This window comes from Vibrio sp. A1-b2 (assembly GCF_021726015.1).
Classification (GTDB): Bacteria; Pseudomonadota; Gammaproteobacteria; order Enterobacterales; family Vibrionaceae; genus Vibrio; species Vibrio diazotrophicus.
The window spans coordinates 47,874-62,282 of the sequence record NZ_JAKKCI010000006.1; the positions used below are offsets into that span (position 1 = coordinate 47,874).

13 protein-coding genes and 1 pseudogene are annotated in these 14,409 nt (G+C 43.9%); 2 read left to right on the forward strand and 12 right to left on the reverse strand.

What is annotated here, in order from left to right:
• Positions 1-9: 9 nt before the first annotated feature.
• Together rpoZ and gmk are read right to left on the reverse strand one after the other, a co-directional pair.
• Entirely contained in the window at positions 10-282 is a 273-nt protein-coding gene (gene rpoZ / locus L3V23_RS13910) for a DNA-directed RNA polymerase subunit omega (protein ID WP_004728487.1), read from the reverse strand.
• A 97-nt stretch (positions 283-379) separates the two neighbouring features.
• Complete coding sequence (gene gmk, locus L3V23_RS13915; protein WP_042484885.1) at positions 380-1,003, reverse strand: guanylate kinase; 624 nt, start codon at positions 1,001-1,003, stop codon at positions 380-382.
• 397 nt (positions 1,004-1,400) lie between these two features.
• On the opposite strand from gmk, the gene L3V23_RS13920 reads away from it, so the two are divergent.
• Positions 1,401-2,072, forward strand: a complete 672-nt coding sequence (locus tag L3V23_RS13920) for a 7-cyano-7-deazaguanine/7-aminomethyl-7-deazaguanine transporter (RefSeq protein WP_102966346.1) — start codon at positions 1,401-1,403, stop codon at positions 2,070-2,072.
• 95 nt (positions 2,073-2,167) lie between these two features.
• On the opposite strand, the gene L3V23_RS13925 is transcribed toward L3V23_RS13920, so the two are convergent.
• Together L3V23_RS13925 and L3V23_RS13930 are read right to left on the reverse strand one after the other, a co-directional pair.
• The gene (locus tag L3V23_RS13925; RefSeq protein ID WP_102966345.1) at positions 2,168-3,871 is read right to left on the reverse strand and encodes a sodium:solute symporter family protein; all 1,704 of its coding nucleotides are present in this window, start codon (positions 3,869-3,871) and stop codon (positions 2,168-2,170) included.
• 12 nt (positions 3,872-3,883) lie between these two features.
• Positions 3,884-4,150 carry a DUF4212 domain-containing protein gene (locus tag L3V23_RS13930; protein ID WP_020329362.1) on the reverse strand — a complete coding sequence of 89 codons (267 nt, stop codon included), beginning with the start codon at positions 4,148-4,150 and terminating at the stop codon, positions 3,884-3,886.
• Positions 4,151-4,539: 389 nt separating this feature from the next.
• On the opposite strand from L3V23_RS13930, the gene L3V23_RS13935 reads away from it, so the two are divergent.
• Complete coding sequence (locus tag L3V23_RS13935; RefSeq protein WP_102966344.1) at positions 4,540-6,285, forward strand: potassium/proton antiporter; 1,746 nt, start codon at positions 4,540-4,542, stop codon at positions 6,283-6,285.
• A gap of 14 nt (positions 6,286-6,299) precedes the next feature.
• Here L3V23_RS13935 and L3V23_RS13940 read toward each other — a convergent pair whose 3' ends face one another.
• From L3V23_RS13940 to L3V23_RS13975, 8 genes and pseudogenes are all read right to left on the reverse strand, one after another.
• Entirely contained in the window at positions 6,300-6,929 is a 630-nt protein-coding gene (locus L3V23_RS13940; RefSeq protein ID WP_042484894.1) for a response regulator transcription factor, read from the reverse strand.
• Between the two features lie 175 nt (positions 6,930-7,104).
• Positions 7,105-8,910, reverse strand: coding sequence for a protein-disulfide reductase DsbD (locus L3V23_RS13945; RefSeq protein ID WP_102966343.1), 1,806 nt, complete (start codon positions 8,908-8,910; stop codon positions 7,105-7,107).
• A 188-nt stretch (positions 8,911-9,098) separates the two neighbouring features.
• Positions 9,099-10,406, reverse strand: coding sequence for an anaerobic C4-dicarboxylate transporter (locus L3V23_RS13950; protein WP_042484899.1), 1,308 nt, complete (start codon positions 10,404-10,406; stop codon positions 9,099-9,101).
• A gap of 133 nt (positions 10,407-10,539) precedes the next feature.
• Positions 10,540-10,695, reverse strand: a pseudogene (gene aspA, locus L3V23_RS13955) (aspartate ammonia-lyase); the annotation flags it as partial.
• Positions 10,694-11,188 carry an arginine repressor gene (locus tag L3V23_RS13960; RefSeq protein WP_042484903.1) on the reverse strand — a complete coding sequence of 165 codons (495 nt, stop codon included), beginning with the start codon at positions 11,186-11,188 and terminating at the stop codon, positions 10,694-10,696. The pseudogene aspA and the gene L3V23_RS13960, both read right to left, overlap by 2 nt.
• Before the next feature lie 349 nt (positions 11,189-11,537).
• Entirely contained in the window at positions 11,538-12,002 is a 465-nt protein-coding gene (pyrI, locus tag L3V23_RS13965; RefSeq protein ID WP_042484905.1) for an aspartate carbamoyltransferase regulatory subunit, read from the reverse strand.
• 17 nt (positions 12,003-12,019) lie between these two features.
• Positions 12,020-12,949 (reverse strand): aspartate carbamoyltransferase, encoded by a 930-nt coding sequence (gene pyrB, locus L3V23_RS13970; RefSeq protein ID WP_042484909.1) that lies wholly within the window; start codon positions 12,947-12,949, stop codon positions 12,020-12,022.
• 409 nt (positions 12,950-13,358) lie between these two features.
• Complete coding sequence (locus L3V23_RS13975; RefSeq protein WP_102953940.1) at positions 13,359-14,369, reverse strand: ornithine carbamoyltransferase; 1,011 nt, start codon at positions 14,367-14,369, stop codon at positions 13,359-13,361.
• Positions 14,370-14,409 lie beyond the last annotated feature (40 nt).

Genomic DNA, 14,409 nt, shown 5'->3' on the forward strand with positions numbered 1-14,409 from the left:
TTGCAGGGATTAACGGTTGTGAACAATGCTGCTCACTGCTGCTAATTCAGCTGCTTCTTGCTCTTGCTGCTCTTGACGCTCACGTGCGTCAAGTACGTCTTTAGTGATAAGACCTTCTTCGATTTCGCGAAGAGCGATAACCGTTGGCTTATCGTTCTCTTCAGGCACAAGTGAATCTTTACCACCAGTTTGCATTTGACGAGCGCGGCGAGCCGCAATCAGAACTAGGTCGAAACGGTTGCCAACTTTTTCAACAGCGTCTTGAACAGTTACGCGTGCCATGAGAACTCCAATATAAACAAAAATGTTGAATGACGAGAAAGTATACAACCTTACGGTAGCGGTTTCTAGCTAGTAGGGTTGTTAATAATACGTTTAATTACTCTGCGAGTAGTGCTTTAAGCATGCCTTTGTATTTTTCAGCCTGCTTATCTTGTTTTAATCGCTCGGCACGAATGATCGCTCTAAAATCGGTTAGGGCGGTATCGAAGTCATCATTTATGATGATGTAGTCGTATTCGTGGTAGTGAGAAATTTCAGATTTAGCTTCTGCCATACGCTTAGCAATAACAGCTTCGCTGTCTTGACCACGTGCATTCAAACGACGTTCTAACTCACCGTTTGAAGGTGGAAGAATAAAGACACTCTTCGCTTTTGGCATTTGCTCACGGATTTGGCGAGCACCTTGCCAGTCGATATCTAAGAAGACATCAATACCTTTATTAAGCGTCTCTTCAATCCAGACACGTGAAGTACCGTAGTAGTTACCAAAGACTTCTGCGTATTCTAGAAATTCGCCTTTTTCGATCAGCGCTTCAAAGTGTTCCTTCTGTACAAAATGGTAGTGAACACCATCTTGCTCACCCGGGCGCATACCACGAGTGGTGTGAGACACGGATACCTTCATCGCATAGGCTGGGTTGTGTTCCAACATTTCTGCGATCAAGCTTGATTTACCTGCGCCGCTTGGTGCAGAGACAATATACAGAGTACCTTTGCCCATTTATTTGGTTCCACTTTGGTTTGGGATTGCGTGATCGGATAGTGCTCCGACACTCTTAAAGATAGCACTAGCTCAATTATTTCATCGAATTGACGAAATTTAGGCTAGAAAAATGGAGCGGAAGATTAGCATGATCTTGAGGATCTTCTCAAGGAAAAGGTCAAAAGTGGCGCAAATTTTGACCCGTCAACGTCATTATTTCTAACCAAACCAAGCTTCTATATTTAACATGATCTGGAAAACGTTTGCTATTTTGCCAGCTATTGCAGGCAAAATTGATTAATGTATAATCGCCGCCCTTAGCTCGGGAGAGGCAAATCTTCCGAATGACAATCAGTGAGAAGCGAAAGCTTCATTTGGGTTCCCTCGCCCCCAAATCAAACTAAAAAGGTACAATATGAGTAACTTTACCCCTGCGCAACAGCGCAAAGCCCTGACATTTCTGGTTCTGTTCCACTTAGTGATCATTGCATCAAGCAATTATCTGGTACAAATCCCGTTTACCGTATTCGGTTTACATACCACTTGGGGCGCTTTCACTTTTCCATTTATCTTCTTAGCGACTGACTTAACGGTACGTATTTTTGGTGCTGGACTTGCGCGTAAAATCATTTTTTACGTGATGCTGCCTGCTCTCGTGGTTTCGTATCTGCTTTCGGTTGTGTTTTATGAAGGTCAGTTCCAAGGCTTTGCCCCATTAAGCGAGTTAAACATGTTTGTCGCGCGTATCGCGATTGCAAGTTTCATGGCTTATCTGCTTGGCCAGATCATGGACGTGCATGTGTTTAACCGACTGCGTCAAATGAAGCAGTGGTGGGTGGCACCAACCGCATCAACGCTGTTTGGTAACGCTTTAGATACTATTGCTTTCTTTGGTATCGCATTCTACCAAAGCCCAGATCCATTTATGGCAGAGCACTGGACGGAAATCGCTTTAGTCGATTACGGCTTTAAACTGGTGATTAGCCTTGGTTTGTTTGTGCCTATGTATGGTGTCTTGCTGAACTACCTGATCCGCAAACTGACTACAGTAAATCCAAGTTTTACTGCGGTGGATGCTAAAGCTTAATTTGCACCGAACGAAAAAGAGAAAGCCCAAAGCAATGCTTTGGGCTTTTTTGTTATCGCTAGAGTCGAGACGCTTTCGCCCAACCTTTTTGCGTATTAATGGTCGTGAGCTGCGCCTGCACCTTTAGGGAAGCGGATTGACTCAACCATGTCTTGTACTTCAGTTGGTACTTCTGCAGTGAACTTGTTCACTACGATAGAGACCACAAAGTTCAAACACATACCTAGAGTACCGATACCTTCTGGGCTGATGCCGAAGAACCAGTTGTCAGGTGTGCTTGCTGCTGGGTTAATGAACTTGAAGTAGATGATGTATGCTGCTGTAAATACGATACCTGCAACCATACCTGCGATAGCACCTTCTTTGTTCATCTTCTTGTAGAAAATACCCAAGATGATGGCAGGGAAGAAGGATGCCGCGGCCAAGCCGAAGGCGAAGGCGACCACCTGTGCTACGAAGCCCGGAGGGTTAATGCCCAAGTAACCTGCACCAACGATTGCCACAATCGCAGCCAGACGAGCAGCGAGCAGTTCTTGTCTATCGGTCATATTTGGCTTGAAGCCTTTCTTCAACAAGTCATGAGAGATAGAGGTAGAGATTACTAGTAGTAGACCTGCCGCTGTAGATAGTGCTGCCGCTAAGCCACCTGCTGCTAGTAGACCAACAACCCAGTTAGGAAGTTTAGCTAACTCAGGAGAAGCCAGTACGATGATGTCGCGGTTGATGTTCATCTCGTTACGAGCGTCACCAGAGTAGAACATACGACCATCGGCGTTTTTATCTTCCCATTTAACTAGACCAGTGCTTTCCCAGTTTTTATACCAGCTTGGTGCTTGTTCAGCAGGAACACCTTGCATATCAGGGCCGTTAATCGTTTCGATTAGGTTCACGCGAGCAAACGCAGCAACGCCTGGTGCAGTAGTATAAAGTAGCGAGATAAATAGTAGCGCCCAACCCGCAGAGATACGCGCATCACGTACTTTTGGTACTGTGAAGAAGCGAATGATTACGTGTGGAAGACCCGCAGTACCCACCATCAGTGCAGCACAGATGAAGAATACATCCACCATGCTCTTACTGCCTTCAGTGTACTGAGTAAAGCCAAGTTCTTGCGTTAGACCATCTAGTTTATCAAGCAGATAAACGTCCGTTCCCGCGATGGTTGAACCCATACCAATTTGTGGTAGTGGATTGCCTGTCATCATGATTGACGTAAAGATTGCAGGTACAAGGAAGGCGAAAATGAGAACACAGAACTGAGCTACCTGCGTATAAGTGATGCCTTTCATACCACCAAGTACAGCGTAGAAGAACACAATCGCCATACCGATAACGATACCAACGTTAATGTCTACTTCTAGGAAGCGAGAGAACACTACACCTACACCGCGCATTTGGCCTGCAACGTAAGTAAACGAAATGAAGATCGCACAGAATACTGCAACCATACGAGCTGTTTTCGAGTAGTAACGTTCACCAATGAAATCTGGAACAGTGAACTGACCAAATTTACGTAGGTAAGGTGCTAAACATAGAGCCAACAGAACGTAGCCGCCTGTCCAACCCATTAGGTAAACAGTACCATCGTAACCGATGAACGAAATGATACCTGCCATTGAGATGAAAGATGCTGCTGACATCCAGTCTGCTGCTGTTGCCATACCGTTCGCTACAGGGTGTACACCACCGCCAGCGACATAGAATTCACTGGTTGATCCCGCTCGAGCCCAAATGGCGATGCCAATGTAGAGAGCAAAAGAGAGACCAACAAGAATAAACGTCCAAGTTTGAATATCCATTTCTAAAACCTCTTAGTCTTCATGCACGTTATATTTCTTGTCGAGCGAGTTCATGCGCGCAACGTAAATAAAGATTAAAGCGACGAATGTGTAGATTGAGCCCTGTTGTGCAAACCAGAATCCAAGCTTAAAGCCGCCTAAATGAATGCTGTTTAGCGCGTCAACGAATAAAACGCCTGCGCCATAAGACACCAAGAACCACACTGCGAGCAGTGATCCCATAATCCCCAAGTTTTCTTTCCAGTAGGCTTGAGCATGTTCTGTAGATTCGAACGCCATGGCCTTCTCCTTCCTGTTAAGTGTTGTGTTAACGTAATGTTACGATTTATACATTAGCAGTGTTAAGGCAAGAGATCTGTGCAACTTTAGTCTGTGATTTTTTATTTTTAAGGTGTTGTAATTATTGAGTTTTGTCTGGTTTGTGAATTTATTTTTAATGTTAATTAACTGTTAAATTAGCCAAAAGTATAAGGTCAGAGCATTGAAGTATGAAAATTAGCCGTTTGAGTAACCACTATTTATGTCAAACGCTTAGCTTTTTGTTTGGCGGGCAAAAGGTTGCAATTATTTACACAGACTTTTCTGACGTAGGTAATAAAAATGTGCACAATGGAGAGCATAATAAATATGTATTTATAAACATTTGAGTCAGTTGGAAAGGTGAAAGATTGGATGCGATAACGATAAACGGCTTTTTTCTGGTTGGTGCACTGCTGATTGCATTGAGTGTGCTGCTCAGCCCTGTATCTTCAAAATTAGGTATTCCGATTTTGTTGGTGTTTCTTGCCGTTGGCATGCTAGCGGGTGAAGACGGACCGGGCGGAATTCTGTTTGATAATTATCCGTTAGCGTATTTGGTCAGTAACTTAGCTCTTGCCATTATCCTCCTTGATGGTGGTATGAGAACGCGAGTGGCGAGCTTTAAAGTTGCCTTTTGGCCCTCAGTGTCGTTAGCGACCTTCGGTGTCGCTTTGACCACTTTAATTACGGGGGCGTTAGCCACTTGGTTGTTTGATCTGTCGCTGATGCAGGGCATTCTGGTTGGCGCTATCGTCGGCTCGACTGATGCCGCAGCTGTATTCTCCTTGCTCAAAGGACGTAGCCTCAATGAACGTGTTGGGGCGACTTTAGAGATAGAGTCGGGAACTAACGACCCGATGGCGGTGTTTTTAACCGTTACTATGATTGCCATTCTTGGTAGTGCCAGCGGTGACTTCAGTGTCAGTTTCTTAGCAATTAATTTCGTTCAGCAGTTTGGTGTGGGGGCGCTATTAGGACTATCCGGTGGCTGGTTACTGTGGAAAGTTATCAACACGACTAAGCTACCAGAAGGTTTGTATTCCATTCTTACCGTGAGCGGTGGACTGATCATTTTTGCTCTGGCGAATGCACTTGGTGGCAGTGGGATTCTATCCATTTACTTGGTGGGGTTACTGTTAGGTAACCGTCCAACTCGCAGCCGTCATTCAATTTTAAACGTATTGGATGGCATGACATGGCTAGCACAAATCGGCATGTTCCTAGTGCTGGGTTTGTTGGTTACTCCGACAAACTTGTTAACCATTGCATTGCCGGGCCTCGCATTAGCGTTTGGTATGATTCTGTTTGCCCGACCGATTTCGGTCTGGATAAGTTTGCTGCCGTTTAAAAGCTTCACTTCAAGAGAGAAATGGTTCATTTCATGGGTAGGATTGCGCGGTGCCGTACCGATCATTCTGGCGGTGTTCCCTATGATGGCAGGTTTGCCTGACGCGCAGCTTTATTTCAATCTGGCTTTCTTCGTGGTGATGGTATCGCTGATTGTTCAAGGCGGCTCTTTGACTAAGGCAATGAGCCTGGCGAAAGTGGAACTGCCTTCCAAGCCTGAACCTATTTCACGCTCTGGGCTTGAGATTTTCCCAACCAGTGAGTGGGAGCTGTTTGTTTATCAGCTACAGAAAGAGAAGTGGTGTATTGGCGAGCCAATTCGTAATCTCTTTATGCCTGAAGGAACACGTATTGCAGCCCTGTTCCGCGACAAAGCCTTACTTCATCCTTCGGGAAGTACCCGACTAGAATCTGGCGATATTCTTTGTGTTGTTGCCCAAGAGAAAGATTTGGCGGCGCTGAGCCAGCTGTTTAGTGAAGCGCCAGTGAAAGAGTCGTTTGCTCGCTTCTTTGGTGATTTCTTCCTCGATGTAGAATCGAAACTGGTTGATGTTGCTATGATTTACGGTCTGGAATTAGGCCCATTCCGCGCCGATATGACGTTAAAGGACTTAGTGACAGAACATCTGGGTACAACCCCAGTACTGGGTGACCACTTTGAGTGGTATGGATTACATTGGGTGGTTGCAGATGTTGTCGACTGGCAAGTAACTAAAGTAGGTTTGCGTTTGCCAGCCGAGGAAGACGTTGTTGAGTCAAGCGAGTAACGTTGGACACGTGATTAGTTGTTCAGCTCTTTGAGTAAAATAACCGCCTGAGTCCTACTTTTTACCCCAAGTTTTCGGAAGATCGCTGTCATATGAGCTTTGATAGTGGCTTCCGAAACATTCAACTCATAGGCAATTTGCTTATTCAGCAAGCCGTCAGAAAGCATACCAAGCACCTTGTACTGCTGAGGTGTTAAGGTGGCAATTTTACCCGCCAGATCATCACAGGCTTCGTTGTTGGTAATCAGGCCTTCAGGGAAGTAGGGTTCACCGTTAAGTACCTGATTTAAAGCGCTGATCAAAGCGCGCATGTCACTGGATTTAGGAATAAAACCGAACGCACCATGGCTCTTCACCTGTGATACCACAGAAGACTCTTCGCTGGCAGAGATCACGACAATCGGTAAATCCGGATATTCCGCACGTAATTGAATAAGGCCAGACATGCCGTTAGCGCCGGGCATTTTAAGGTCCAGTAGCAGCAAGTCCGGTTCAGGATCTTTTTCAAGTAGTTTGAGTAAAGCATCTAAAGAGTCTGCTTCAAGCAAATTTGCACCGCTTATCGCCATATGGACGGATTGAAACAATGCGTTTCGAAACAGCGGGTGATCATCAGCGATGATGATGGTGTATGTCGAATCCATGACGTTAAACACTTTTAACAATTACGTTAAATAAATTATTGTCTGGTTTGAGGTTTGGAACAATGTCCATAGACTAAAAGTCTGAACTATATCCAGTTTTTATCTGCATGAAGATGAATACCACAACAAGGTTTGACGTATAGGGTCAAACCTTGTCGCGTGAGGAGATGAAAATTTAGATCTGATGGTCTTTTAGGTGTTGTAAAAAACGCTCTGCTTGCATGAAACCTGTTATTCGCGCATTTGGTACTCTCTCGCCCTTATCGTTCCAAAACTCGATGGTGGGTAAGCCAAGTACATCCATCTGTTTAAGTAATTCGATATCTTGTGGCTGATTGCGAGTGACGTCTGCCTGCAGTAGCACGACATCTTTCAGTTTTTGTTCAACATCTGGCTGGTGGAAGGTGTATTTTTCGAACTCTTTACACGCCACACACCAATCGGCGTAGAAGTCGAGCATCACTGTCTTACCCGCTAATTTGGCTTTTTCCAGTTCAGCGTTCAGTTCATCCACATTCGCAATGCGCTTGAAGCTGATGGTTGATTGCTGCTGCTCTGTCTGAGCACCATTAAACCAGTAATTCAAAGCAGGCTGAGCTGAGGCCAGTAATCCAAGAATCGCAATGATACCGAGCGTACTCTGTTTCCAGCCACCAAAAGGTAAGCTGTTTTTAACATGATATAGCCAAGCAAAAGCTGTGAAGCCCAGAGCAGACCAAAGTGCTGTTGCCCAGATTTCTGGCAGTAATCGTTCCAGCAGGAAGATCGGTGCAGCAAGAAGAATGAAACCAAACGCGGTTTTTACTTTGCCCATCCAAGCGCCTGCTTTCGGCAACAAGCGGTTACCAAAGACGGCGACCAGAATCAGTGGAATACCCATCCCAATAGCCAGTGCATAAAGCGCGACACCACCGGTAAGTAAATCACCACTTTGCGCCACATAGAGTAAAGCACCAGAGAGCGGTGCGGTTGTGCATGGTGAACACACTAAGCCAGAAATTGCGCCCATAGCAAAAACGCCTGCAAGACGGCCACCTCGTTGTTGATTGCTCAGATTGCTTAACCAAGTTTGCAATGAGCTTGGTAATTGAAGTGTGTACAAGCCAAACATTGACAGTGCGAGTAACACAAACATTACGCTCAGGCCAACCAAAACATAAGGGTGTTGGAGCGCAGCCTGAAACTGCAAACCAGCAGAAGCAACAATCAAACCTAATAGAGTGTAAGTCAGCGCCATACCTTGAACGTAAACTACGCTCAATAACAAGGTTCGCTTATGAGTTAACTGCCCATTACCTAAAACGATACCCGTCAAAATCGGATACATAGGCAGAACACATGGTGTGAAAGCCAAACCAACGCCTAATGCTAAGAACAGTAATGGTGTCCACCAGTTTTGTGACAGTTTGCCTGCTAACGAGTCTTGTTCTGAAATCGGTGCATTTTTAATGCTCGCAGGCTGTGACTCATTTTGTGTATTGTTATTTTGCCCGGCGGCAGTTTTCTCAGAATCACTAGGTTGTGAAAAGTCGAACTTACTGATTTCCACCACTCGTGTTTCTGGTGGATAGCAGAAACCTGCTTTAGCACATCCCTGATATTGAACGATAATACGCGCACCAAGTTGGTAGTCACTCAGTGGCAGCTCAATAGAAAGCGGAGTGGTGTAGATGGTGACATCACCAAAGAATTCATCATGATAAGGCTCGCCATCAACCAGTTCATAGTCACCTAATATGACGTTTTCAGCACTGATTGTGATGCGATCTTGATATAAGTAGTAGCCATCTTTTACTTGCCAGTCAACGAAAAGGCGATCGCCTTGCTGGAAGGTATTAAACGGGAAAGCTTGATCAATAGGGACAAACTTATTGCCGTCATTACTCACCGAAAGTGTATTGTTGTTACCGAATACAGCAAATGCTGAATGGCTAAATACAGATAGTGTCAGTAGCAAAAAATAGAAAAATTTACGTATCATCTAATCAATTTCTGGTTGAGAGTGAATGGCACAGGCGACAACTTATTGTGCCATATTAACTCAATCAGACCGAGATTAGAGCGAATAAGTTTCATCGAAGTAAAACAAAACCCGCGAATTCATCCAACTTTAGGTCGTTCGAATCTCGCGGGTTATTTCTTATCTGGCTTTTAATGGATTAATCAGAACTAGATGAATAGTCCGCCAAATAGGAAGCCGAATGTTACTGCTGAAGCAATTGTCGCCACACCTGGAATGAAGAATGGGTGGTTGAACACATATTTACCAATGCGCGTTGAACCCGTGTCATCCATCTCAACCGCAGCAAGTAGCGTTGGGTAAGTTGGCAGAACAAACAGAGCACTAACCGCTGCGAAAGATGCGACGGCTGTAAGAGGAGCCACACCGATTGCTAGAGCCGCAGGCATTAGTGCCACTGTGGTTGCACCTTGTGAGTAAAGCAGCATAGAAGCAAAGAACAATACGATAGCCAGCATCCATGGATTTTCAGCCAATAGTGCGCCAGCCACATCTTTGATGTCTGCAACGTGAGCATTTACGAAGGTTGAACCTAACCAAGCCACACCCAGTACACACACACATGCAGTCATACCTGAACGAAATGTTGGTGCACTTGAAATTTTCGCTGCATCAATCTTAGTGACTAATACGATCAGTGCCGCTGCTGCCAGCATTACTGTCATAATTGCTTCGTTACGGCCTAAAGCTGGGTTTTCAATCAAACCAACAGATTTAGAGATTGCTGCTGCGTAGCAAACAACGAAACCAATAGCCGCTAGGAAAATATAAGTCGCTGTTTTCGCTGTTGGCAAAATAGTACGTTGCTGTTTGTCGGCAAGTTTAATCAAGCCTTTCTCTAAACGGTCTTGGTAAACAGGATCATTTTTCAACTCACCGCCCATGAAGTTAGAAACAAGCGCACCAACCATACAAGCCGCAAACGTCGTTGGAATACACACAGCTAAAAGCGTTAAGTAATCAACGCCAAACGGAGTAAGCATTGCTGCAAAAGCAACAACAGCCGCAGAGATTGGTGAAGCTGTGATCGCGATTTGTGATGCAACAACTGCAATAGAAAGAGGGCGTGATGGACGAACCCCTTGTCCTTTTGCAACTTCAGCAATCACTGGAAGAGTTGAGAACGCGGTATGACCTGTACCAGCCATCAAAGTCATGATGAACGTTACAATTGGCGCATAAAACGTAATACGTTGTGGATTTTTGCGCAGGAAGTTTTCTGCAATCTGTACCAGCCAATCCATACCACCAGCCACCTGCATCGCAGCAATCGCTGTGATTACAGACATGATGATAAGAATTACATCAACAGGAATATATGCTTGGCTAGTTGGTACACCAAGACCCAGAGAAAGTGCAATAACACCTGCACCACCTGCTAAGCCAATACCAATGCCGCCAATGCGTGCCCCTACAAAGATGAAGAGAAGAACGACTAATAGCTCGACCCAAACCATAGTGATACCTCGTTTAGTAAATGAAAAAGAAATATTGGTTTGCAGTCCGTTGCAGTTATTTTTATCAATTTGTTTTTACAGTTTTTTTTACTATAAAAGGTTCTTTATCAGAACCCTTTGTTTGAATCACTGACTCGTAGCGCTTCGCTTTATACTGTGGACGCATCAGGTTTTCAATAAAGAATATGCTATCTAGCTCTTTAACTGTCAGTAATCCGCAATCTAGTACAACTTATTGGGCACTCTTACCTGTTTCGGCGCAGACTTTTCCTACAACACTCTCGTCGTTAAGACGCGGAAAGTAATCCCAAACGTTCTCTAACAACCGTTTCGCATTTCTCTATTTGTGTTACGTCTCTGGGAATAATCAGTACCGTATCGTTTCCACCTATTGTGCCTAGTATTTCGTTATGAGGATCTATATCAACAAGACGAGCGACCAGTTGAGCACTGCCGGGATGCGTTTTGACAATGACGTTAGATTGATTATGTGTAATTAACTCGATTTGCGAGGAGATAGAAGATTCGATGCGAACAGGAGCGGTTTCAACGGTAATACAGTAGACCTTTTTACCGCAGGCGTTTTGTACCTTTACAACACCTAACTGTGATAGCAGACGAGATACCGTAGATTGGCTGATACCTGTGTAACCGATTTCGACAAGCTTCTCACGTAACTCATTCTGGTTGGTGAAGCTTTGTTGATGTAATAAACGCTTACAAGCATTAGCTAATGAGTCATCTTCGGATTCAAAAGTAACGAGTGGAATGTGTCTATTCACGGGTAACTCCTCATCTAACTACGCTCTTGCGTGAAAAATAGTGGTCATCCCTTTTCTGTTACACACTCAGATCCTTAGAGTGACGATGGCATCTAACGAGAGATTCATTAGGACCAGATGTATCCTAATTCAAAGAAAATTGCTTTCGCATATTATTTTGAAAACTAATCGATGAGCAGAATAGCATCGATAAATAATTGGGTTTTTGAATAAGATCACCAAATAAAAAACTATTAATTTAATAATATTTTGGATAATTATGTTGATTTTGAAAGATTATGCATATTAGGGAAAAGCGAAAAACCACACAGTGTTTAGCGTCGGACTGAACACTGTGTGGTTGTGGGTACTATTTTGATTCAGTCATTATTTCGCGAGAGAATACTTTTTCACAATAATGGCATTTTAACTGCACATTTTTTTCTTTTTTAAAGACGTTAAATTGACTATCGACCGGCTCTCCATGCGAGATACAGTTACTGTTTGGGCAGCTAAATATTCCCGTAATCTGTTCAGGTAGAGTCAACTTTAGTTTATTGACCACCATATAGTTCTCAATTTGATTGACGGTGGCATTAGGGGCATAAAGAGCCAATTGATTTGCCTGACTTTTGCTAAGGTAAACATTTTCAATCTTTATCAGGTCTTTTTGTACAAGCTCTGATGAAGGCAGGTTTAAACCAATAGTAATACGTTGATTTGTTTCATTTATCTTGAACAGAGATAATATTTTGATTCCCAGATTTGCAGGGATATGGTCGATGACAGAGCCGTTGCGAATGGCTTCAACTTGCAATTGATGTTTTTTAGTCATGATGGTGTCTCCTGCATTTAAATCGTTTCGTTGAGAACTAGAGCTAAAAGGGCTTCGCGAGCGTAGACACCGTTTTCTGCTTGCTGAAAGTAGTAGGCGTAAGGTGTTTTATCGACATCGGTAGTAATTTCGTCGACGCGTGGAAGCGGATGCAGAACTTTCAAGTTATCACGAGCTTCTGCTAACGTATCAGCCGTCAAAATAAACGCGGACTTGATGTGTGCGTATTCAGACTCGTCAAAACGCTCTTTTTGCACGCGGGTCATATATAGGATGTCTAGCTCCGGAACGACGTCTTCAATACTGTTATGCAAGCTGAACTGTATTCCTTGTTCTTCCAACTCCTGACAGATGTATTCAGGCATCGCAAGTACTTCTGGTGCGATGAAGAAGAACCTTACGTTATTAAACTTCGCTAGGGCTTGGGTTAGAGAGTGAACGGTACGTCCGTACTTTAGGTCCCCAACAAGAGCGATATTTAGGTTGTCCAGATGCCCTTGGGTTTCATAAATAGAAAACAGGTCTAACAGTGTTTGAGTCGGGTGTTGGTTTGCTCCATCACCACCATTTACGATTGGCACACCGTTAGAAAACTCTGCAGCTAAGCGTGCAGCACCCTCCTGGGGATGACGCATAACAAATGCGTCCACATAAGAAGAAATGACTCGTACTGAATCTGCAAGCGTTTCCCCTTTCTTGGCCAAAGAAGTATTCCCTCCATTGTCGAAACCAATCACACTTCCTCCCAAGCGCTCAACTGCTGTCTCAAAAGAGAGGCGTGTACGAGTTGATGGCTCAAAAAAACAGCTCGCGACGACTTTATTCTTTAACAATGTAGGATTGGGCTCAGCTTTTAATCTTGCTGCTGTGTCCACGATGAGTTCCAGTTCACTTCGAGTAAGCTCTGGAATCGAGATGATGTGTCGGTTAAATAACGAATGCGCCATAACGTTTGTTCCTTTTTGTGTTTTATACGCTTCATCATGAGAGCGAAATTTAAGTAAAAAAAAGCCCCCTAAAATAGGAGGCTAGAAATTGGATAAAAACGGAAAAACAAAACAGGATATCCCGTCTGATTCAGACGAGACTTGCAACGCGATGGTAAGAAAAAGTTGCTCATGTCATGCCTCCGATTAAAAATTTTTGAGGATTATACGGACAAAAATAGCGCTTTCAATGTTTTGGCTAAAATATCCAGAAAATGGATTTTTATGCGAAAATGCCTTCATGTTTGAAACATATGGGCGCACATTGATGCTACTAGCCTCTCGAATAAAAATTTTTATTTAGGCTTTGGAAAATAATGCGAGCTTTATTCAGCTCGCATTGGGATAAGTGAAATGGCTCACTTGGGCATTAATCACCCAAAGTTGAAACCATCACGGCTTTTATGGTGTGCATGCGGTTTTCCGCTTCGTCAAACACAATAGAATGATCAGATTCAATGACCTCGTTGGTGACTTCAACACCATCTTTTAAAACAGGGTATTCACGCGCTAGCTCTTTGCCGACCGTTGTGTCTTCACCGTGAAATGCTGGTAAACAATGCATAAATTTCACATGTGGGTTACCCGTTGCTTTAAGCATTCCCATATTGACTTGATAAGGGAGCATAAGGTCAATACGTTCAGCCCATGCTTCTTTGGCTTCACCCATAGAGACCCAAACATCTGTGTAAAGGAAATCACATCCCATAACGCCTTCATTAACATCGTCTGTTAATGTAATTTTTGCACCGGTGTCTTTAGCAATAGAACGGCAGGTTTCAACAAGTTCTGCCGTTGGCCAGAACTGTTTTGGTGCGACAAGGCGAATATCCATACCCATTTTGGCCGCACCAACCATGAGAGAGTTACCCATATTGTTTCTAGCATCACCAAGATAAGCGAACTTAATTTCATGAAGCTGTTTACCGCGTCCATGTTCTAGCATGGTCATAAAATCAGCAAGGATTTGGGTCGGATGGAATTCATCAGTTAGCCCGTTCCACACTGGAACACCGGCATATTTGCCAAGTTCTTCCACAATACTTTGGCCAAAGCCTCTGTATTCAATACCGTCGTACATACGGCCCAGTACTCGAGCTGTGTCTTTCATTGACTCTTTATGACCAATTTGTGAGCCTGAAGGACCAAGATAAGAGACTTGCGCGCCTTGATCGAACGCGGCGACTTCGAATGCACATCGCGTTCTGGTTGAGGTTTTTTCAAAGATCAGAGCGATATTTTTTCCTTTTAAACGCGGTTGTTCATAGCCGTTATATTTGGCTTTTTTGAGTTCCACGGCTAAATCCAACATGTGTTGAATTTCGCGTGGAGTGAAGTCGAGTAATTTTAGGAAGTTACGATTACGTAGGTTAAAAGCCATGATGTTATCCTCTTGTTCGGCGGTTACTTGATTGAAGTAA

Excerpts from the sequence above, each read along its gene's own strand:
- pyrI (WP_042484905.1), bottom strand. The coding sequence starts at position 12,002 with ATGACTAAAAAACATCAATTGCAAGTTGAAGCCATTCGCAACGGCTCT.
- L3V23_RS13950 (WP_042484899.1), bottom strand. The coding sequence starts at position 10,406 with ATGGTTTGGGTCGAGCTATTAGTCGTTCTTCTCTTCATCTTTGTAGGG.
- L3V23_RS13975 (WP_102953940.1), bottom strand. The coding sequence starts at position 14,369 with ATGGCTTTTAACCTACGTAATCGTAACTTCCTAAAATTACTCGACTTC.
- L3V23_RS13930 (WP_020329362.1), bottom strand. The coding sequence starts at position 4,150 with ATGGCGTTCGAATCTACAGAACATGCTCAAGCCTACTGGAAAGAAAAC.
- L3V23_RS13940 (WP_042484894.1), bottom strand. The coding sequence starts at position 6,929 with ATGGATTCGACATACACCATCATCATCGCTGATGATCACCCGCTGTTT.
- rpoZ (WP_004728487.1), bottom strand. The coding sequence starts at position 282 with ATGGCACGCGTAACTGTTCAAGACGCTGTTGAAAAAGTTGGCAACCGT.
- pyrB (WP_042484909.1), bottom strand. The coding sequence starts at position 12,949 with ATGGCGCATTCGTTATTTAACCGACACATCATCTCGATTCCAGAGCTT.
- gmk (WP_042484885.1), bottom strand. The coding sequence starts at position 1,003 with ATGGGCAAAGGTACTCTGTATATTGTCTCTGCACCAAGCGGCGCAGGT.
- L3V23_RS13925 (WP_102966345.1), bottom strand. The coding sequence starts at position 3,871 with ATGGATATTCAAACTTGGACGTTTATTCTTGTTGGTCTCTCTTTTGCT.
- L3V23_RS13945 (WP_102966343.1), bottom strand. The coding sequence starts at position 8,910 with ATGATACGTAAATTTTTCTATTTTTTGCTACTGACACTATCTGTATTT.
- L3V23_RS13920 (WP_102966346.1), top strand. The coding sequence starts at position 1,401 with ATGAGTAACTTTACCCCTGCGCAACAGCGCAAAGCCCTGACATTTCTG.